This window comes from Mesorhizobium sp. LSJC285A00 (assembly GCF_000503155.1).
In the GTDB taxonomy this organism is placed as follows: Bacteria; Pseudomonadota; Alphaproteobacteria; order Rhizobiales; family Rhizobiaceae; genus Mesorhizobium.
Map to the genome: position 1 here is coordinate 44,338 of NZ_AYVK01000003.1, position 18,955 is coordinate 63,292.

An 18,955-nucleotide genomic window follows, 5' to 3' on the forward strand; every position below is an offset into this window, starting at 1 on the left:
TCAGGCTCCTTCGCCAGGAACGACGGGTACATGCGACTGCGCGCCGGGCATGATCATGGTGGGCCGGCGCTGCGCGGATGAGGCGTCGTTTTCAAGCAACCGCAGAGCTGTTCGATAGCCGTTGAAAGTGCCGACATCGACATAGTCCGACCCAGCCCTGACACCAAAAGCTGTACCGCCGGCCGCAATATAGGCGTTGACCAAAGTGCCGATATATTCGTCACTGCGCTCGCGCTCACGCCAGAGTGCCGCAAGCTGATGCAGGATATGGCCCGGCATCTTGAACGCACCCCAGACCCAGTTCGTGGCGGCATCCTGTCGTTTGACCTGGATTTCGATCACGCGCTCGTGGACGTCGGTGACGACGGCGTCGAAGAATTCCGGCTGATCCACCGGGAAAAGCAGAAATGAGAGCTGATCGTCGGGCAAATGGCGGAAACCGTCCTCGGGAAACCAGATCGTATCGGGAAGGCCGACCAGGACGACCTCGTCGGGCGCGACGAGGGGCGCCGCCCGGAAGATCGCATCGCACAGACCGACGGGGTTCGGCTGCACCACGAAGAGAGCCGCCGCGTCACCGTAGCCGGCGGCGTAGTATTCAAGGATGTCGGATTTGCCCGATCCGATGATGAAGCAAATCTTGTCGACGCCGGCCTGCACCATGCGCCGTACCAGATACTCGCTCACGGCGCATGGACGCTCGGTCTGTCCATCGATCCGGCTACCGACCGGCAGCAGCTCTTTCGAGAAGCCGAGCGGCTGAATGCGGCTGCCGCGCCCGGCAGCGGGTACGATGCCCAACATCAGACCGCTTCCCTCATCGGTTCGCCGGGAGATCTTTGAAAGGCCTCGTTCAGGATGCGATCCAGTTCCGCCGCGCGCCGTGCCGAAGTGTGTTCGCCCAAGACCCGGTCGCGGGCACGCCTTCGAATGCCGTCGAGCTCGCGCTCCGGCAATCGCAATGCGGCGACCACATCATCGGTGTCATGCGCCAACAAGATTTCGCGGCCGGGTTCGAAAAATTCGGTCAGGCCCGGCCATGCATCGGTGACGATGGCAGCCCCACACGCGGCCGCTTCGAAGAGCCGTCCCGACGGGCACCAGCCCTTTTGAGCCATCGCCTCCCGGGTGACGTTCAGTGTCAGGCGAGATGATGAGAAGAAAGCCGGATGGTCGGCTGGCGGAAGATGCCTGACAAAGAAGATGTTGTCGCTCCATGGGAATTCCTGCGGATATTGCGCGCCGCCAATGATGAAACGGTGGTCAGGCAGGCGCGCGGCCGGGCGGACCAGCAGCTTTTCGACGCCGGCCTGGCGATCCGCCGCGTAAGTTCCGAGATAGGACAGATCACCGGCGAATTCGGCCCGCTTCTCTGCCGGCCGGTGTTGGTCGGGATCGACATGCCCATAGAGCGGCACCACGTGACGCGCGCCCAAAACCGACTTAAGCGCCTCGATCGCAGAGCCGCCGGTGTAACTCAAAACGAGGTCGAAATCGGCGAGACCCTCAGGTCCGAAATAGGGCGGACGCTCGCCTTGCTCGATGCGGGCAAGCGTGACCGGAGTGTCGAGATCGTAGAAGACACGCAATCCGCGACCTGTCTGCTGCGCCAGCCGCGAGGCCTCCACGGCGTCGGCACAGTAGGAGGTGACGACGACGACATCCGCTTGCTTCATTGCCCGCTCCGCAACGCGACGGATGTCCTCCCAGTCCGGATAAATGACGACGTTGCCGCCATCGAGCCGATCGAGATCACGCGTCCCGGCATAGTAGGGGGTATCGCGTTCGAAGAAGGTGATGGACCATCCCAGCCGACCCAGGGCGCGGATCAGACCGCGCCAGAGCGTGGCATGGCCGTTGCCCCATGATGATGTAACGGTGAGACCGAAAATGACCATCTGCATCCGGAAAGTCCTCGTCAGGCAGCTTCGTTCATTCGCAGGAGCTTGGAGCCCCAGTCACCCGACACGATCGTCGTGATCGAGGCTGGATCGATGTCGAAGCGGAAGCAGTCGCCGACCGGCAAGCCAAGCACCTTGCAGACGGCGGCCTTGATGACGTCGGCGTGGCTGACCAGGGCGACACACTGGTTCGGATGCCGCTCGCGCACTGCGTTCATCAGTGCGACGATCCGCTCCTGCACATCCAGCATGGTCTCGCCGCTCGGTGTCCTGGCCTCCTGCCGCTGGTCGTTCCACGCCCGCCAACCGGCATCGCCATTCAACTCGTCGAAGGTCTTTCCCGACCAATCGCCGAAATCGATCTCGTCGAGTTCGGCGCAGATCGCGATTTCACCGACGCCGCAGGCAAGCGCGATCGGCACGGCCGTCTCTTGCGTACGCTCACGCGGGCTGCACAAGATGGCTTCAATCGGCTCCCGGGCCATGCGGCCACCAAGATGCGCGGCCTGCGCCTTCCCAGCCTCGCCAAGGCAAACGCCATCCATCCGTCCTGCAAGATAGGAGCCGACATTGTCGTGCGCTGCATGACGGATCAAAAAGAACGTTGTCGTCATTCCGCGGCATCCAGCAAAGGCTCGTCCTTGCCGGCGATGAAGGCGAGCGTGCGCTGCCGCGCTTCGGCGTCGGTGAACTGTTCGGGAGGCGACTTCATGAAATAGCTGCAGGGACCGGTCAGTGCTCCCGCTATGCCGCGATCGAGCGCAAGCTTGGCGCAGCGTATCGCATCGATCACCACGCCGGCTGAATTTGGAGAATCCCAGACTTCCAGCTTGAGCTCGGCGTTGAGCGGCACGCCGCCGAAGGTCGTCCCTTCCACTCGGATATAGGCCCATTTGCGATCAGTCAGCCACGGTACGTGGTCGCTGGGTCCTACATGAATATTGCCCGGCTCCAGGGGAACATCGAACTGGCTGGCCACGGACTGGGTCTTGGAAATTTTCTTTGATTCCAGCCGCTCGCGTTCCAGCATGTTGAGGAAGTCGGTGTTGCCGCCGAAATTCAGCTGATAAGTGCGATCGATGCGCACGCCGCGCTCGCGGAAGAGATTGGCCAGCAGGCGGTGAACGATGGTCGCCCCGACCTGGCTCTTGATATCATCGCCGACCAGCGGCAGCCCTCGCTGCTCGAAGCGCCGGCGCCATTCCGGACGTGAGGCGATGAAAACGGGTATGCAGTTGACGAAGGCGCAGCCGGCCTCAAGCGCGCATTCGGCGTAGAAGCGCGTCGCCTCCTCGGAGCCCACCGGCAGGTAAGAGACCAGCACGTCGGCGCCGCTGTTGCGCAGGATTTCGCTGACGTCGGCAACCGGCTCCGGCGCCTCCTCGATTTCGTCGCGCAAGTATTTTCCGATGCCGTCAAGTGTCGGTCCGCGCTCGACGCGAACGCCGTTTGCCGCCGCATCGGCAAAGCGGAACGTGTTGTTCGGGGCGGCGTAGATTGCTTCAGCGACGTCGAGGCCAACCTTGCTCCTGGCGACGTCGAATGCGCAGACAATCTCGATGTCGTCGACATGGTAACCGCCGAGGTCGGCATGCATCAGCCCTGGGATTGGTTCGTTGCTTTTTGCGTGACGATAATAGGAGAGGCCCTGCACCAGGGAGGATGCGCAATTGCCGACCCCGACGATACCGACACGAACCTTTTTCGATCCCACGAAACTGCCGCCCTATGCTGTTCAAAGGTAAGTTCCTGCCGCCGAACCACCAGCGTGCCGGAATGTTCCTTGGCCTGCCGAAAAATTGCGCAAGACAGCATGGATCGAAGCAGCGCTCGCTGCGTTGCCGCAAGGCAAAGCATTGGAAAACCGATCGATGATCGTTTACGGCGACCAGAAGCGGAGGCAGAGCGCAGAACGGCTTCGCGATGCTGCGAGCGAAATTGCTCAAAGTCTGGACCGCATGGCTCATGGCGTCCGACGCCATGCCGCGTTGGTCGGGCTATTCATCAGCGTATCGGAACTGGTTCGCGCGCTTGCCGATGTCGATTTCGAGAACAGGGGCATCGACATCTTTTCGCCGCGGCAACAGCAAGGCGCCAGATTGCTGGTTGGTGTTGCGGCAGAGGTGGCGAAGTCGTGGCGAAGCGGTTTCGCCGTGGGCGGTGGCATCGACCCGGGACTTCTCCAACTGCTGGACGGGTTGGATTGCGAGGCTGAGGTTCTGACCGGTTCGGCCGAGGGTTACGCGCATTACGCGCTTTATCCCGAAAGCTATTTGGGAGCGGCGCAGGAGTCAGGTCTCGATGCGAACACATGCGTGATCGGCATCCGCAGCATCGGCCTGGGGCTTGCCGCCATAGTGGCTGCCGCGATTGGCGCGCCGGCGCCGTTCAGCGTTCGTCCGGTCGGCCATCCTTTCCGCAGGCACATCAATGCCGATCCGCGCTCGATCGCTTCCTGGAAGAACAATCCATCGGCATGCTTCGCCGTTGTAGACGAGGGTCCCGGTCTGTCCGGCAGTTCGATGCACGCCGTCGTCGCGTGGCTGCGGGAACTGGGTATTGGTATGGACCGCATTCACCTGTTTCCCAGCCATCCTGGCGACCCGGGCATCGAAGCGTCACGGGAGGCCAGGGAGACATGGTCGCGCTGTCCGAAACATGTGGCGACGGCGCTCGAATGCACCTTCCCCGAAAGCTCGAACATTCCCACGCTGCGCGACTGGGTGGCCGAGGCGGTCGGCAGCCCCGAATTACGCCTGACCGAACTGTCTGGTGGCGAATGGAGGAGCGTCCACTACGTCGACGAAAAGCATTGGCCGCCGAGCCCGCGCGGCATCGAGCGGCGTAAATTCCTGGCGTCCGCGGGGTGTGGTCGCTGGCTCGTCAAATTCGCCGGCCTCGGCGAAACCGGACGGCGTAAGAGACGAGCCGCGGAAATGTTGGGGAAAGCCGGGTTGGGATCGCAAGTGGTCGGGCTTTGCCACGGCTTTCTGGTCGAACGGTGGATTGACGGCACCACGATGGACCAGGCGCCGCTGCCCAGAGGAAGGCTGGTCGCGGAGTTGACGCGCTATCTAACCTGGCGGGCGCTCAATCTCCGAACCTGCGAACCGGGTGGATCATTGCTCGCACTCGCGGAAATGGCTGCTTCCAATACATCTGAAGCCTTGGGCGAGAACCGAGCGGCGACGTTGCGCGGTTGGCTCTCGAAAAAAACCCCTGCGTATGTTCTGCAGCCGGTGGAAATCGACGGAAAGCTTCACGCGTGGGAGTTTCTCGTTTGTGCCGACGGCACGGTGCTCAAGACAGATGCCGTCGACCATTGCCGGGCACACGATTTGATTGGCTGCCAGCCGATAGAGTGGGACATTGCCGGCGCCCGTGTCGAATATGGACTATCCGACAGCGATGTGACGACATTGGTCGAGGGGATGGGGCTCGATATTGACAATGGCCACATCGATTTTTTCGAACCCTGCTATTTGGCGTTCCAAATCGGGCTCTGGAGCACGGCTGCGCAATCCGAAAATGGCCAGGAAAAAGCAAGGCTGGCCGCGACCGCAGACCGATACAGGGCGGGGCTGATACGATTCCTGGACGAATCTCAGGTGTAGCGTTTCGATCAATCCAGCCTTCGTAGCATGTCTGCTTCCTGCTCGAGAATAGCGGCCACTTCCTCGCGCTGCAGATGCGTCATCATCAGGCTGACGCAGCACTCGAGATAGGTGATCGAGGAGCGCCGCAGATAGGCAGCCGCCTCGCGTTCGGCAATCTTGTCGACATCCTTCGCGGGTCGCTTGGGTTGCATGAGGATGATCCTCCGTATCGGGTCCCTCCCGCCAAACTACAAGGTTGGATGGATGTTCCGCACGATCTCCGGGCAGGTCCGGCCGCGGCCCACGTCATGCAGGAAGGTTCTGCAGCCCGCCTGCGGGTCTCCTTTTGGCAAGGCCTGTCATCTGATCGCCGATGCCGGTGCCTTCGAGCGCCGCGAAATAATCGATCGTCAGCTTGAGCCCTTCGTTGAGCGGCACTCTCGGCGACCAGCCGAGCAGCGTTTTCGCACGCGAAATATCAGGCTGCCTGCGCCGAGGATCGTCTTGCGGCAGGGGCAGAAATTTCAGATCCGACTTGGTGCCGGTCATCGCCTTCACCAATGCCGCCAGTCGCACGATGGTGAATTCTCCGGGATTGCCCAGATTGACCGGCTTGCCCGGATTGGGGTCGATGTTCATCAGGCGCATCAATCCATCAATCAAGTCGGAGACATAGCAGAAGGATCGCGTTTGCTGGCCGTCGCCGAATATCGTCAGCGGACGCTTCTCGAGCGCCTGCATGATCAAATTCGAGACGATGCGACCGTCGGCCGGATCCATTCTCGGACCGTAGGTGTTGAAGATGCGCGCCACGCGGACGTCGGCCTTGCCGGCTCTTAGATAGTCGAAGCAAAGCGTTTCGGCGGTGCGCTTGCCCTCGTCGTAGCAGGCGCGTGGGCCGGTGCAGTTCACATGACCGACATAATCCTCCCTTTGCGGGTGTTGTTCCGGATCGCCATACACTTCGCTCGTCGAGGCCTGCAGCAGTCGCGCGTCATTGCGGACAGCGAGTTCGAGCAGGTTGAGGGTTCCGATCACGCAGGTACGCGTGGTGTGTATCGGGTCGGCCTGATAACGCGGCGGTGAGGCGGCGCAGGCCAGGTTGAAGATGTGATCCACGGGCTCGCCGAGATCCAGTGGCCGGCAGATGTCCTGCTCGATCAACCGGAAACCCGGCCGGTCCATGATCGAGATGATGTTTTCCATGCGCCCGGTCAGAAAATTGTCGACGCAGATCACGCGCCAGCCGTTGCGGAGCAATACTTCGCAAAGATGCGAACCGAGGAAACCCGCGCCGCCGGCAACAAGCACCGTCTTTGCCCTGTGCGCCTTTCTTGTCTGTCGCATCGCTGTTTTCTCCTGTCTGCCGTTCATGCTGCACTTCCAATGTCGAGATCGAGGGCCGTCGCCCTTGGTTGGGTCAGCGCCGCCACGAATTCGCGAGCCCTGGCCCCACCGGTGTGGGAAGCGAGGACGAGTTTGCGAGCCCGGCCGGCCATGGCCAGGCGTGCGCGCTCGGACTCGCCAACGAGGATATCGATGACTTCGTCCGTCTCCGCGGCGGTGTGGATCGCCGATGCGGGAAAGAAGCTGTCGAGCCCTGGCCAGCGGTCGCTGACGATGGGCGTGCCGCAAGCCGCCGCTTCGAACAGGCGCACGCTGGGCGACCATCCTGCGGTGATCATGGAACTGCGTGTGACATTCAGCGTGTAGCGCTGACGGCTATAGAACGCGGCGTGATCGGCTGGCGGCAAATGTTCGATGCGTTCGACATTGTCCGGCCAGATGATGTCGGATGGATATTGGGAGCCGGCCACGACGAAACGGAGGTTCGGCATATGCCGTGCGGGCTCGAGCAGCAGAGCGTTCAGCGTTGTCTGCCGGTCCATGCTGTAGGTGCCGAGATAGCCGAGATCCCAGCGGATCGGATCTCCTGTCGGGTGATGCCGTTCCGGATCGACCGAACAATAGAGAGGTTCGGCATGGCGCGCGCCGAAGTCTTGCGCCAGATGGCTGAGCGTTGGTCCGCCGGTGAAGGAGAAATAGACATCGAAATACGGAATTTGCCGCGAACTCAGATAATCGCAATCGTCGGCTGAAAGCTTGGCCAGGGTCACCGGGGTGTCGATGTCGTAAAAGCAGAGCTGCCCCTTGCAAAGCGAGGCGACGATGTCGATGACCTGGCGTCCTTCTGGAACAAAGGATCCGATGACGATGATGTCGGCCTGCTCCAGGCACTGTGCGTAGTCGCGTTGCAGCTCCGCAGTGGTTTCGTAGTAGCGCAAGGCGCAGAACTCCGGTTCGCGCAGATCGCGGTGATTGGCGTACCATGGCACGTTGCGCTCCAGAAAAGTCACGTGGTGACCGAGTCCGTGCAAGCCTTTCAAAAGACCTCGAAAAGTGGTGGCGTGACCGTTTCCCCACGATGAGGACAGCGACAGGCCGAGAAAGACGATGTCCAGTTTCTTGGTCATTCCGCTGCCTCCACGGCCCCGTGCTCGAAATGACGTTTGAAGACGGCATCCGCCACATCCGCCCGAAGCGCGTAGGTATGGTCCGCCAGCACGCGGTGAAGTGCGGCTTGGCCGATTGCCTTGGCCCGACCGGGGGTCAGCGAGCGCATTATTTCGGCGACATCGCCGCCGTCACGCGCGACCAGGATCTCCTCGCCTGGTTTCAGGAACAGTTCCACGCCCAGCCATGCATCCGTGATGAGACAGGCGCCGGCGCCAGCCGCCTCGAACACTCGCGTGGCCGGTGAAAAACCGTTGGCGGCCATGCTGTCGCGGCTGATGTTCAACACGGCTTTTGGGGTGACATTGAAGGCGTTGTGATCGCGGGTGCCGACATGGCCGAGCCAGCCTACATTGGTGGGGAGCGGCTTGTCGCCCCAACCCGAGCCTCCGAGCAGGAAACGCTGTTTCGGCAGCTGGCTGGCGGGATCGAGGAAAAACGACTCGACACGCGCTTCACGGTCCGGCAGCCGGTTTCCGAGGAACGCCAGGTCGCAGGCAAAACGCGCTTTGCTGGCGACCGGATGGTGCGTTTCGGGATCGAGCGCATTGTAGATGGGCACGCACTCCTTGGCGCCCATGGCACGATAGGCCCAGACAACGGGATCGCCGCCACCATAGGTCAGCACGAGGTCGATCTCCTGCAGTGCACGATGGAGCGGGTGGTCCGGCTCGTCGCGCAACTGGGCAAGCGTGGCTGGCGCATCCACGTCCCAGAATACGACAAGCGCGTCGCTGCGGGCGTGGTCGAGAACGGCGCGAAGCAGCGCCTCGTCTTCGAAACCGACGCCGCTCGCCTTGACGACGATGTCGGCGCCGGCGGCACGTGCCGCGACCTGCATCAGCGCATGCTGGGTCGCCTCATAAACGACGACAGTGCACCAGTCGGGAGCTTCGATGTCGCGGTTCTTCTGCCGGTCGTAGACATCGGGTTCGTAGAACGTGATCTCGTAACCCAATTGCGAAAGTGCCTTGAGCAAACCGCGATAGTACGTCGCGGCACCGTTCCAGTAGGACGACAAAAGGCTCGATCCATAGAATGCGATCTTCATGCGACGGCTTCCTTTGCGGCTGTCGGGACGGCGGTGTGTCGGTTCGCGCATTGCGTGAGCACGCCGAGCAACTCGTCGACGCGGTGGCGGCAGGTGTGCCGCGAGCGGATGGTCTCGAGACCCGAGGTCACCAGGGAGGCCGCAAAGTCCTCGTCGGACAACACCGTCCGAAGCTGTTGCCGCATTTGCGAGCCATTCTCGGCAAACAGGAAGTCGACACCGGGCCTGAAAAGCTGCTCGACATCGGACCATGGCGCTGAAATCAGCGGAATGCCGCAGGCGAGTGCCTCGAACATGCGGATCGTCGGGATTCCGGGCAACCTCTCGCGATAGGGGCGCCGTGGGATGTGAACGGTGACACGATGCGCGGCGAAAGCCTTCGGCACGTCGGCATTGGCAATCCACCCCTCATAGCGCAGTCCTGCGGTGGCCAGATCCGCAAGTGCGGTCTTGGGGTAGCGTACGCCGTGAACAGCGGCATCAAGGCCAAGATCGTGCACCGGCTCGATCAGAAACTCCTTGAGTTCGGCGGTCCGCTCATCATCGCCCCAGTTGCCGATCCAGACCAGATCGGAGGTGGGGTGGATCTCCGGGTGCGGCTTGAACAGGCGATCGTCGGCGGCTTCATGCCAGGTGAAGACGCGCTTGCCCCAGCCGGCGCGCAGATAGCTCTCGCGCAAGGTTTCGCCAAAGGCGAGAACGCCGTCATAGTGCTCCAGCCGGAGCGCCGAGAGTGCCTCGGTCGCCGACACGGCCCGGTGGTGAGTGTCGTGAAAAAGAAGGATGAAGTTGCCGCCGGCGGCCCGGGCACGGCCAATACGTGCGACAAGCTCCGGATCCGTCCACTCATGAACGATCACAACGTCGGCCTCAGCGATCCAGGCTTCATGATCAAATCCGGCATCGTAGGTCACCGGCATCAGTTCGGGAAAATCCTTGCGGAAGCGTTCGATGGCGAACGACCCCTTCTCAGCCACCAGATTCGACCGGCTCCAGCCATCCGCCGGCTCCAGCGCAATCGCCTGATGCCGGCGCTGGACCAGCTCTCGCATGACGCCGCGCAGGAAATGGGCATTGCCATGGTTCCAGTCGGAAACGACCGAGTGGGTGTAAAACACAAAGCGCATGATCAGCGCTCCGCCATCGCTAAGGCCGCTTTGTCGTAGACGCCGCGCATAGCCGCTGTCTGCTTTGTCAGCCTAAACCTGCGGCTGCGTCGGATGGCTGCCTGGCCAAGCTCTCGCCGGAGCTCGGCATCGCTGGAGAGACGGTTGAGGCAGGCAGCGAGATCGTGCGGATCGCGCGCGTCAAAGAATATCGCGGCCCCGTCCCATAGTTCGCGATAGGTGGCGATATCGGAAAGCACCAGGGGCGTAGCCGACATGGCGGCTTCCAGCGCGGCCAGGCCGAATGGCTCGTAGAGCGATGGCGATACGAAAATACCCGCGCGAGCCATCAACGAACGCGCCTCGTCGGATGGCACTGCTCCCAGAGGAACAGCATGGCTGAAGCTGACATGCTCGCCGTTTGGGCCGTTCGTCGACCCGGCGGCAAACAGAGGCCATCGCGTCAGGGACGCCGCCTGGTCGACCACCGCGGCATTTTTGCCCTCGTCCCACCAGCGGGCAGCAGCGAACACGAGCGGTTGGTGCTTTTCGGCATTCGGCAGAGGACGGGCACCATTTCTGACCACACTCAAGCGCGCGATCGGGCCGTAGCAGGTCTCTAGCATGTCGGCGTGGCTGCGGCTCGGCGCGATGACCGCGTCGGCCCGATCCATGCCGCGTCTGTTGCGCTCCTTCTGCCAGGCCCATGCCCCATCCGCCGCCTGTCCTCTGACCGCATGGAACCAAGTCGTCACGCAGGAATGGGAGACCACCACGACCGGGCATGGCGCGTCGAATCCCGCTGCCTGCGAAGGCGCGTTGAAATGGACAAGGTCGATGGCGTGGTCGCGCATGGGCGCATGCAACTCCCGCGGCAGCGCGTCGAGATCACCGCCGTTGCGGGTCATCCAATCCGGCGGCGTGTTCAGCCAGATCAGCTTCGCGAAAGCCTCCGCCTCGTCGGCCTGCTGCCTGGACGGTGGCGGACCGAGGCCGGCAAGCACCACGCTATCGCCGCCGTTGACAAGTTCCCTGGCCAGGTCGAGCGCATAGCGCCACACGCCGCCCACGGCGTCGACCGTCATCAGGATGCGCCGCGAGCGCGGCGTCAGTGTCCGCAACATGTCGCCTCCAGTTCCGCCAGCGGACGCGGGCGCCTTTCCTGGATGTCGCTGAACTTCTGGAATGATGCGAGATAGTGATCATGGGCGCGCTCCCAGGCGAGGTCGTCGGGTTCGCCCCAAAGCTCGCGATAGCTTGGCGAACTCGGATATGGATAAAGCGGTACGGGTTCATTGGCCCACACGCCGTTGTCGATCAGGTGCGTTCGCCAGTAATCGACGAGGGCAGGATCATCCTCGACGACGCCGATCAGATTGGCCTGTACGAACGGAACGTGACGCCTGGCGTTGACGAGCAGCGCGGCGAGTTCCTCGGTGCCCAGCCGGCAGCGCTTCGCCAGCATCGCACGACCTTCCACGGTCAGGCTTTCGAGGCCGGCCTCGATGGAGACGCAGCCGGCCGCACCAAGCAATTCCAGCAGCTCGGGCTTCCAAAGGTCGATGCGGGTCTGCACACCGAACTTCACGGCGCGATGGATCAACGCTTCCAACAGCGCTTTTTGCGGCAGGAAGATTTCATCGATGAAATAAATGTAGCCGACCCCCTGGGCAATCAGCCCATCGATTTCCGCTATGACAGCCTCGTGGTTTCGGCGGCGATAGGCATCGCGGAAATCGATCTTGGCGCAGAAGCTGCAATTGTAGGGGCAGCCGCGCGATGCTTCGACCTCCGCGCCGAACCCAACCTGCTTGTCATCGAACCTGTGATGGTGGTGCGAATGGGCTGCGATCCAGTCTGATGGCCATTGGAGTGGCGGATGATCGACAAACGAGCTGGCGTGGACGCCGCCGGTCAAAACCACCTTGGCATCGCGCAGGTAAGCGGTCGAGGGCACAGCGCTCCAGTCGTCGCGCCGGGCAAGTTCCGCGACGATTTCCTCGCATTCGCCGCGCACAACAATGTCGACGCCAAGCTTGCGCAAGGTTGGCGCGGGCGTAGCCGAGCCATGCGGCCCGACCGCGACTGTGCGTCCACCGCGCCCGGCGAGACGGTTGAGGAAATCGGCCGGCACGCGCAACTCGGGTGGTGCGCAGCGCCAGAACAGATAAGTCGGGGCGGTACTGACGACCGTCATTGCAGGCGCGAAATCAGCCACACGCTCGGAGAGGTCCGAGTTGTCGAGCTTCTGCAATTGCCCATCCAGCATCAACACCTCATGGCCGGCTGTTTCGAGCAGGGATTTCGAATAGCCGAGTTCCAGCGGGAGATGTGGTTGGCGGCAGCCGAAATAAATGCTGTCGTCATAGGTCCAGAACGGGTTTACCAGGGCAATTTTCATGCGACGTACCTCACGACTTCGGGGCGAGGCTGGAGCCGGTGTTGTTGCAGCCAGTCTGCGAGATCGCGAATGCCTTCGCGCCATGAAACACGAGCTTTCCAGCCAAGCATCGCTTTGATCTTGCGGGTGTCGGCGACGAAGAAGGGCTGATCGCCGGTGCGTTCGCCATCATGGCGGATCGAAAGCTCACGGCCGGTCAAGCTACGGATCTCGCCCAACAGCATGCGCAGGCTGATCGCATTATCGGGGCCGCCGCCAAGATTGAATGCCTGTCCTTTGGTCGTCTCGATACGATCGAGCGTGGCCCTGTAGGCGGCGACCGCATCGGAGACATGCAGTATGTCGCGCACTTGTCTGCCGTCGCCGTAAATGGTGATTGGACGTCCCGTCAGCGCACTCAGCAGGAAGTGCGCGACCCAGCCTTGATCCTCGGTTCCGAACTGGCGCGGCCCGTAAATGCAGCTCATCCGCAGCACCGCCGTCGGCATGCCGTAGGATTTGGCATAGTCGAGCACATATTGGTCCGCCGCGCCTTTGGAGCAGCCATAGGGCGTGCAGAAATCCAGGCCGTGGGTCTCGTCGATGCCATTCGCTTGGATGATGCCGTCGCAAGGCAGGTAACGATCGCCGTCCTCGCGCACCGCGACGTCGGGCAGGCTGCCATAGACCTTGTTGGTGCTGGCGAAGACCACCGGAACAAACTCACTGCTCAGCCGCGCCGCCTCGAGGACATTGAACGTTCCTCGAAGGTTGATGTCGAAATCCTCGTCCGGTTGGACCAGGCTCGTTGTGACGGCGGTTTGCGCGGCCAGGTGGAAGATCGCCTTGGAACTCCTCAGAACGGGCGCAAGCGCGTTGGCGTCGCGCACGTCAATCGTTTCGACCATGAGGCGGCTTCCGTGTTTCTGCGCCAGCCATTCAAGGTTCTGTTCGACGCCGGGGCGGCTGAGATTGTCGATCACCAGCACCGGCTCGCCATCCGACAACAGGCTGTCGGCCAGGTTCGATCCTATGAAGCCGCTGCCGCCGACAATGGCGACGGGCGCGTCGCGTCGATTGCGCGTATTCATGACACCAGCCCACGTTCTTCAAGCTCGCGTTTCATGTCGGCGCCGCGGTCGATGGCGGACGAGTTGCGCACCCAGGAAACGAAATCGGCGAGCGAATTCTCCAGTTGTTGCCTCGGCTCGAAACCGAGCAGCTCACGGGCCTTGGAAATATCGGCGAAGCAGTTGCGGATATCCCCGGAGCGCGCCTTGCCGAGCAACTCTGGCGAGCGGTCCGGCGTTCCCATGGCCTCGGCAAGTACCCGCGCGACGTCGCTGATAGCATAGGCTCGGCCGCTGCCGATGTTGATGACGTGACCCCTTGCCTGGCGTTGCTGCAGCGCAAGACGAAAGGCGCGGGCGACGTCATCCACATGGACGAAATCGCGTTTCTGTTCGCCATCCTCGAAGATCATTGGACGTTGGCCGTTGGCGAGACGCGAAGCAAAATTGGCCAACACGCCGGTATAGGGGTTCGATAACGCCTGGCCGGCGCCGAAGACGTTGAACAGGCGCAGCGCGACCGTATCGATGCCATAGGCTTCGCCGAAGATCAGCACGGCGCGTTCCTGGGCGTATTTCGTCAGTGCATAGATAGAGGCGAGATCGACCGGCTTTTCCTCGTCCGTCGGCAGGGGGGAGAGGGGTTCGCCTTCCGGCGACAGCGGATTCCACTGTCCGTTTTTGGTGTCGCTCGCCTTGCGCCGGGCATTGTCGATGCGCCGGCCGTCCGATGTAGCATAGAGGCCCTCGCCATAGACACTCATCGATGAGGCGACGACAATGCGCTCGACCGGGTGTTTGATCAGCGCCTCAAGCAGCGTCGCGGTGCCGAGATCGTTGGTGCCGACATAGCGCGCGATCTCGTACATCGACTGTCCGACGCCGACTTCCGCGGCTAGATGAATGACCGCGTCAACGCCTTCCAGCGCCTTGGCGACCGCCTCCCGGTCCCGAATGTCGCCCTTGATCAGCTCGGCCCCGGCGGGAAGGGCGACTGTTTCGCCTGCGTGCACCTGCTCCAGCAGCACATCCAAAATGCGAACCGAATAATCCTGCTCGATGAGTTCCTGGGCGACATGCCGGCCAATGAAGCCGCAGCCCCCTGTAACCAATATCCGTTTCACGACCACTCCTCAGACAGGTAATCTTGGCGACCCGAACTTTTCGGCAAAAGGTTTGTTCCCTTGGCTTCAACAAAGTTCCTTTGGCCGGCTTCGTTCGGAAGCAGCCACATCGCGCTCGCCGCGCCGTGCCGGAACATTGCCGCCCTTGTGCTGTTAGGACGCCGGCAGCCCCGACGATGCCCGATGTTGGCAACGCCGATGATCAAAGGAGATTTCAATGTCCCAGTCGCAAACGACCACCAATCACGACGAAATCCGCAAATGGGCCGAGGAGCGGGATGGACGGCCGGCAGTGGTTCGCACCAAAGGCGCGGGCGGCATCCTGCGGATCGACTTCGGCAAACCCGAGGAAGCATTCGAGCCGGTCGAATGGGACGAGTTCTTCCGCATATTCGACGAGAACGATCTGGCCTTTCTTTACCAGTCCAAGACTGGTGACGGACAAACCAGCCGTTTCAACAAGTTCGTCGAGCGCAACCAGAAAGGCGAATGACGCACTTCGAGCCGGCCGATTTGCCTGACCTGGTTCTCGGGCAAATTTTTCTGGATGCAGTGGAACAATAGAGGGCTCCGATCCTTCGGTCGCTGAACCACAGCCGCAGCAAGGATCGAAGGCCTGGGCCTGAGCGCAGGAGGCGGCGGGGCTGGATAGGCGTCAAAAGCTGGAAACCCGCTACTCGTCCTGCCGTGAAACCAAAACGCCGCTCATCAGTCGTCCTGCTGCCTGCGGTGGCGGTGTTTTTCGATTTCCTCGGGCTCTTCATCGTCGATCCGCGTGATGTTCGAGGCATTGTGGTCTGATCGCAGGATCTCATCCAGTTTGGCGTGAATGGCCTGAGTGTCGCGGTGCTCGGCACGCTGGATGAACAGCGTCATGGCCCACGTAAACAAGGTAGCCGCTCCATGCCAGTCCAGGGTCTGTCGCTCGAAGATCATCCAAAGGATTGCGTAGACCAACAGGATCAGGAATGCCGCGGGGCGGGAGGTTAATGTGCCGATTGAGGTAAGCACGCCGGTGACGGGATGACTGGCCATGCGAAAGAACTCGCGGCAGTGACCGTGGTTCCCGACCGCAGTGCATCGCGCCGGCAGGAGCCAGCTAGGCGCGACGGATGAATTCACGGCGCAGTGCTTGCCGATCGCAGCTACAACGATGACCACTCGATTGCCGGGCGCGCAATCATCAGCCAGAAAATGGCGAGCACGGCGCCGAAAGCTGGGAAGCCGAAGACAAACCAGCGTCTGAACAGCTGATGGTAGCGCTCGGGAGGAGGTTGGTTGGAGAGTGCGGCCTGTGTGGCTAGATTTCGCATCTCGATCTGCATCCACACGACAGGCAGCCAGAACAGGCCCGTTAAGATGTAGAGCAGGATCGAGAGAACGATCCATCCTTCGGACAGCGAATACCCCGCAACCCTAGCGAGGCCCAGTCCGGTCAGAGGTTGTGCGACAACGGCCATAGCCGTGAACAGGAAATCAGCCAGCACGACAATGCGGGCGACGGCTGCGATCGTCGCGGCATTCCCGGTCCGGTGTGCCAAAAGCATGAAAAAAGCAATGCCGGCACCAGTTCCGAGCAGCACAGCAGCGCCGATCACGTGCAGGTATTTAAGCACGAAGTACGTCATCAGCGTTCCTCCAGAATGGCCAGCGCTGCAAAATGCAGAACGAGGATCGGGAGGATTTTGATCAGCGGCCCGAGTGGCTCAAGCCAAAGATCCGGCCGCAGAATGCTCCCAGCGATCGCATAGCAAAGCGATACCGCGATTGCGCCGAAAAGACCAAGCCGGCTGGTTGGGCGCCAGGCGATAAGCGCCCCGACGGCGATGTCAGCCAGCGCGCCGGCGACTACCGCCGGTTCGGCCAAGGGGCCGGCAGCAGTGCCAATCAGCAAGTCAACTCCGCTGCGCCAGCCGGCAGTGAGGGAAATGATGCCGGTCATGATCCAGAAGAGCGGCAAGATGACAAAGAGCGCCGGCTTGACGAAGTAAAGACCGGCGAACCATCGCTCCTGCACCGTCGCAGGATTTAAACGCAGTGCAGATGTAAGACTTGATGGTTGAATGCCGGTCGCCGTCATCCAGGGTTGGGGATCGCCGACAGCGCCACGGGCAATCTCTTTTGCTGCATTGCTGCGCATCGGCGGGCGCCAGCCCAGCTGAGCCGCGGCATCCCCGAACCTGTACAAGATAGCTGCGGCCCAATTCGGCAAGATGAACTCCCGAGCACTGCTCCATCCGAACCAGCGGCGATAGCGACCCACGACCTCGCTCATCGAAAGTGCCTCGGGCCCAGCCAGGTCCAGCGTGAGGTGCGATGGGCTGCCGGGTTTGAGGAAGAACAGGACGGTGGAGATGACGTCATCGAGTTGGACGACTTGGAGACGGCCCGTGCCGGGCATCAACGGCAAGAGCGGCAAAGCCGCGAGGCCGCGAACCAGTGCACTTGCGCCGAAGGCCGGCCTTCCCAGTACTACGGAGGGGCGCAGGATGACCCAGTCAAGGCTACGTGCCATCAGTGCCTCATCGCCGGCGAGCTTGCTGGCGGAAAAGGCGGACGGCTGCTGGCGATCGACCCCGATGGCAGAAAAGTGGATCACCTTGTTCACACCTTCTTGCTCACACGCGGTGAAGAGAGCCGAGGCGCCGGTAGAATGGACATGCCGGGTGTTTTCCCGGGCACTATCCTGCAGGACGCCGGCACAGTTTACGACGGCGTCCACACCGGCGAGGTAGGGGGTCCAGTCCTGAGGTCGCAAGCCCCGCGCCATATCCAGGGAAACGGTTTGGATCTCCGGGTGGACGCCAGTGTCTGCGTGGTGAAGCACGCGAACCACTTCATGACTCTCGCCGGCCAGGCGCGCGCAAAGCGCGGCTCCAATCAGACCTGACGCGCCGGTGACGAGAATTTTCATTCCTTCCTCCAGCCGTTCGCCAGCGCGTGCCCGTCCATCAACCCAGCGGCTGCGCCTGGGACAACTCTAGCAAAGCCGAAGCCGGTAGTCTCACGCCGGGTGGAACAGGTTCCGGGCATCAACGCAGCCAAAGGTGAGCCGGTACGGTGCGTTCGCATCTGCAGGTCAACTTCGCCGGAAGTTCGTCGCCGGCTCGGCGCAATCGCGGAGGTCGTTATGAATGTGAGTTGCAGCCTTGGCGGCGTCTCCGAACGCAACAGCAATTTGATTGAGCCCCTCGGCCACGTCGCCAATGGCATAGAGTCCTGGCGTTGAAGTCTCAAGGTGTCGGTTGACCAGGACATAGCCTTCTGCGTCACAGTTAGCCCCCAGAGCAACCGCTAGTTCGGAGCGTACGTCGCTGCCCATCGAAGGGTACACCACATCGATGTTGCGCATCGGGGCGCCCTCGGCCATGACGACATCGAACCCGGTTCGTCGAGGGATCAGGTCATCGACAGCGTCCCAGATTTCAACTCCGCCTGCCAAGGCGGCGCCGCGGGCAGCTTCGGAAACATCATCCTGGTTATTGGCGAGCAAGGCGACCTGACTGCCATATCCCTTCAGGAACAGAGCCTCCCTGACGGCGAGATGCTCCGGACCAACAACGCCGATGCGGCTACCCCGGGCCTCATATGCATCGCAAACCGGGCACAGTCTGACAATGCCGGTTGCGATCGCCTCCTCCAGTCTTTCAATGGGAGGTGCCTTGTCCACAATGCCCGTTGCCAGAATCACGCGCCTTGCTTGGACAATCCCGCAGGTGGTCGTCAGAACAAAAAACCCCTCGCGTTTTTCGGCGTGGCCTACGCAACCATGGACAAGGCTCGCGCCGTATAGCTGTGCCTGGGCTCGTAGGCGGCCGAGCAGTTCTTCCCCGCTGATGCCGTCGGGGAAGCCGGGACAGTTACGGGATTTTGGGATGAGCTTGGCACGCGCATGCCCCGCGTCGAGCGAGATCACCGAACGCAGAAACCTGGCTAAATACATGGCTGCAGCGAGCCCCGCGGGGCCGCCGCCGACGATGGCAACGTCAAAAACTTGTTCGCCCGAAAAACTTGGTTCGCCCGAAAAGCTTGGCATAGGGCCTAACTTCAACTCAACAAGCTTGTTCCACAGGGTCGAAATGGACGCAATCAGGATGCACACTGCGCGATAAGAGTGAACTCCAATCGAGTCGTGAAGAGAAAGGCCACTGCCTCATCAAGCCTGCAAAAACCTCGTGGCTCCCAACGCTGTGAGTACAGCGCCACTGGGAAA

At 61.8% G+C, this 18,955-nt stretch carries 19 protein-coding genes; 2 read left to right on the forward strand and 17 right to left on the reverse strand.

The window, feature by feature from the left end; translation table 11 throughout:
- The 4 genes from X726_RS163945 to X726_RS163930 are packed head-to-tail and all read right to left on the reverse strand — an operon-like array spanning position 1 to position 3,615.
- Positions 1-804: a sugar phosphate nucleotidyltransferase gene (locus tag X726_RS163945; protein WP_023667976.1), complete on the reverse strand. Its 804-nt coding sequence runs from the start codon at positions 802-804 to the stop codon at positions 1-3.
- Positions 804-1,904 carry a glycosyltransferase gene (locus tag X726_RS163940; RefSeq protein ID WP_023667977.1) on the reverse strand — a complete coding sequence of 367 codons (1,101 nt, stop codon included), beginning with the start codon at positions 1,902-1,904 and terminating at the stop codon, positions 804-806. The genes X726_RS163945 and X726_RS163940 overlap by 1 nt, the downstream gene beginning before the upstream one ends.
- Positions 1,905-1,918: 14 nt before the next feature.
- A complete protein-coding gene (locus tag X726_RS163935; protein WP_023667978.1) occupies positions 1,919-2,515 on the reverse strand; it encodes a histidine phosphatase family protein in 597 nt (198 codons plus the stop codon).
- The gene (locus X726_RS163930) at positions 2,512-3,615 is read right to left on the reverse strand and encodes a myo-inositol-1-phosphate synthase (RefSeq protein WP_023681094.1); all 1,104 of its coding nucleotides are present in this window, start codon (positions 3,613-3,615) and stop codon (positions 2,512-2,514) included. Before X726_RS163930 ends, X726_RS163935 begins: the two co-directional genes overlap by 4 nt.
- Before the next feature lie 85 nt (positions 3,616-3,700).
- Between X726_RS163930 and X726_RS163925 the strand changes: the two genes are divergently transcribed.
- Positions 3,701-5,515, forward strand: a complete 1,815-nt coding sequence (locus X726_RS163925) for a hypothetical protein (protein WP_245272047.1) — start codon at positions 3,701-3,703, stop codon at positions 5,513-5,515.
- An 8-nt stretch (positions 5,516-5,523) separates the two neighbouring features.
- Here X726_RS163925 and X726_RS163920 read toward each other — a convergent pair whose 3' ends face one another.
- From X726_RS163920 to X726_RS163880, 9 genes are all read right to left on the reverse strand, one after another.
- Positions 5,524-5,709 carry a hypothetical protein gene (locus X726_RS163920; protein ID WP_023667982.1) on the reverse strand — a complete coding sequence of 62 codons (186 nt, stop codon included), beginning with the start codon at positions 5,707-5,709 and terminating at the stop codon, positions 5,524-5,526.
- Between the two features lie 94 nt (positions 5,710-5,803).
- Positions 5,804-6,844, reverse strand: a complete 1,041-nt coding sequence (locus X726_RS163915) for a UDP-glucuronic acid decarboxylase family protein (protein WP_023681096.1) — start codon at positions 6,842-6,844, stop codon at positions 5,804-5,806.
- 23 nt (positions 6,845-6,867) lie between these two features.
- A complete protein-coding gene (locus tag X726_RS163910) occupies positions 6,868-7,971 on the reverse strand; it encodes a glycosyltransferase (protein WP_023667984.1) in 1,104 nt (367 codons plus the stop codon).
- Entirely contained in the window at positions 7,968-9,062 is a 1,095-nt protein-coding gene (locus X726_RS163905) for a glycosyltransferase (RefSeq protein ID WP_023667985.1), read from the reverse strand. Before X726_RS163905 ends, X726_RS163910 begins: the two co-directional genes overlap by 4 nt.
- A complete protein-coding gene (locus X726_RS163900) occupies positions 9,059-10,189 on the reverse strand; it encodes a glycosyltransferase (protein ID WP_023667986.1) in 1,131 nt (376 codons plus the stop codon). The genes X726_RS163905 and X726_RS163900 overlap by 4 nt, the downstream gene beginning before the upstream one ends.
- A 2-nt stretch (positions 10,190-10,191) precedes the next feature.
- Positions 10,192-11,292 carry a glycosyltransferase family 4 protein gene (locus tag X726_RS163895; protein ID WP_023667987.1) on the reverse strand — a complete coding sequence of 367 codons (1,101 nt, stop codon included), beginning with the start codon at positions 11,290-11,292 and terminating at the stop codon, positions 10,192-10,194.
- Entirely contained in the window at positions 11,277-12,569 is a 1,293-nt protein-coding gene (locus X726_RS163890; protein ID WP_023667988.1) for a TIGR04295 family B12-binding domain-containing radical SAM protein, read from the reverse strand. The genes X726_RS163895 and X726_RS163890 overlap by 16 nt, the downstream gene beginning before the upstream one ends.
- Positions 12,566-13,639, reverse strand: a complete 1,074-nt coding sequence (locus X726_RS163885; protein ID WP_023667989.1) for a GDP-mannose 4,6-dehydratase — start codon at positions 13,637-13,639, stop codon at positions 12,566-12,568. Before X726_RS163885 ends, X726_RS163890 begins: the two co-directional genes overlap by 4 nt.
- Positions 13,636-14,742, reverse strand: a complete 1,107-nt coding sequence (locus X726_RS163880) for an SDR family NAD(P)-dependent oxidoreductase (protein WP_031214589.1) — start codon at positions 14,740-14,742, stop codon at positions 13,636-13,638. The genes X726_RS163885 and X726_RS163880 overlap by 4 nt, the downstream gene beginning before the upstream one ends.
- Positions 14,743-14,959: 217 nt before the next feature.
- Between X726_RS163880 and X726_RS163875 the strand changes: the two genes are divergently transcribed.
- Positions 14,960-15,235, forward strand: a complete 276-nt coding sequence (locus X726_RS163875) for a hypothetical protein (protein ID WP_023667991.1) — start codon at positions 14,960-14,962, stop codon at positions 15,233-15,235.
- A 215-nt stretch (positions 15,236-15,450) separates the two neighbouring features.
- Here X726_RS163875 and X726_RS0134455 read toward each other — a convergent pair whose 3' ends face one another.
- The 4 genes from X726_RS0134455 to X726_RS163865 all read right to left on the reverse strand — a co-directional run bounded on the left by X726_RS0134455 (position 15,451) and on the right by X726_RS163865 (position 18,778).
- A complete protein-coding gene (locus tag X726_RS0134455; protein WP_023744472.1) occupies positions 15,451-15,777 on the reverse strand; it encodes a low affinity iron permease family protein in 327 nt (108 codons plus the stop codon).
- A 110-nt stretch (positions 15,778-15,887) separates the two neighbouring features.
- A complete protein-coding gene (locus tag X726_RS163870; protein ID WP_023667993.1) occupies positions 15,888-16,370 on the reverse strand; it encodes a DUF2269 domain-containing protein in 483 nt (160 codons plus the stop codon).
- Positions 16,370-17,656 (reverse strand): SDR family oxidoreductase, encoded by a 1,287-nt coding sequence (locus tag X726_RS0134460; protein WP_023744473.1) that lies wholly within the window; start codon positions 17,654-17,656, stop codon positions 16,370-16,372. The genes X726_RS163870 and X726_RS0134460 overlap by 1 nt, the downstream gene beginning before the upstream one ends.
- Positions 17,657-17,821: 165 nt before the next feature.
- Positions 17,822-18,778, reverse strand: coding sequence for an NAD(P)/FAD-dependent oxidoreductase (locus X726_RS163865; RefSeq protein ID WP_031214590.1), 957 nt, complete (start codon positions 18,776-18,778; stop codon positions 17,822-17,824).
- Positions 18,779-18,955 lie beyond the last annotated feature (177 nt).